Here is a 1,097-nt window from a genome sequence, read left to right as displayed (position 1 = left end):
ACTCGTCCAGCACTTCGTTCGAAATCGTCATCGTCCTTGCTCCTCTCAGGAAGCATGGACCCAATCAGCCATACACAGAAGACCGGACACTCTCCCAGGAACTGGGCCTCCCGCCGCAGCAGCTTCATGCAAACATCACCTACCTGAACGAGCAGAACGCAGAGCACCTCAATCCGGCTGGTGTGGCTGCGCTCCGACTTCGGCTGGAAACCCTAACGCATGAGCGCCTTCGCCCTGATGGTCTTGCGGTCACAGCGACCATCCAGGAATTTCGCCGAAAGAGAACTCATGAAACAATTGAGCGAAGCGCCAACTACCGGCAATTCCGCGGACACTTCGGAAACGCTTGTGAGGCATGTGGTTTCACCGCAGAGGAAGAACCTTGGAGCCGGGCTCTGGAACTTCACCATCTGATCCCGATGAACGAGCTAGCTTTGGATGAGGTTCGCAACGTCACTCCCGCCGAATTCGCCCTGCTATGCGCCAACTGCCATCGTGCAATCCATGCGACAGACTCCGTCGGTAACGTCGGGCGCTTCTGGCGGGAGAACGTCCGATGATCAGGCTTCGCTTCACGGGGCCCGTCCGTTTCTGACGCAGCACTCCTCCATCCTGCCCGCCAGTCACGGAGGGCAGGATGGCGACCACGGAACACCACATACTTCACGGCATCTGCCTGCGGCTGATCCACGGACTGCCACCGTCGCGCCCTGAGGTGCTGGTCCTTGTGCGCTGGATGACCGGGCGGCCCGATCTGTTCGGCGCCCTGCCGCCTCTGATCGTGCAGACTCGCCGTGGCCCAGTTCTGGATGCGGAGGGCGTGGAACTCCTGACATCGCATCTTGCCGACCGTCTTGCCGCGATGCCCGAACCGCACGATACCGGGCTCGCGCGGCTGGACGCCATCGCAGCGCACCTGGAACTGACGTTCGAGGAAACGACCATCCTGCGCCACCTCGCGCTCCAGCACCGCCAAGGGCCACTGGCTGTTGAACGGCGTGGAATAAGGACCCCGCTTCTGGGGTGATCGGCGTCCAAAAGGGACCCCACCGACCGGGGGTTGGGTCCATTGTGCCTTCGATGATTATCGGAGGCCG

Annotated in this window: 2 protein-coding genes; both read left to right on the top strand. The window is 61.5% G+C overall.

Features of this window, described 5'->3' with window-relative positions:
• The coding region (locus G481_RS25745; protein WP_211235242.1) for an HNH endonuclease at positions 1-560 on the top strand (560 nt) is incomplete at its 5' end.
• 77 nt (positions 561-637) lie between these two features.
• The gene (locus tag G481_RS0118665) at positions 638-1,027 is read left to right on the top strand and encodes a hypothetical protein (protein WP_028031328.1); all 390 of its coding nucleotides are present in this window, start codon (positions 638-640) and stop codon (positions 1,025-1,027) included.
• Positions 1,028-1,097: the final 70 nt, after the last annotated feature.

The organism is Gemmobacter nectariphilus DSM 15620, from assembly GCF_000429765.1.
GTDB classification, from domain to species: Bacteria; Pseudomonadota; Alphaproteobacteria; order Rhodobacterales; family Rhodobacteraceae; genus Wagnerdoeblera; species Wagnerdoeblera nectariphila.
This window is presented reverse-complemented; position numbering and strand designations above follow the sequence as displayed.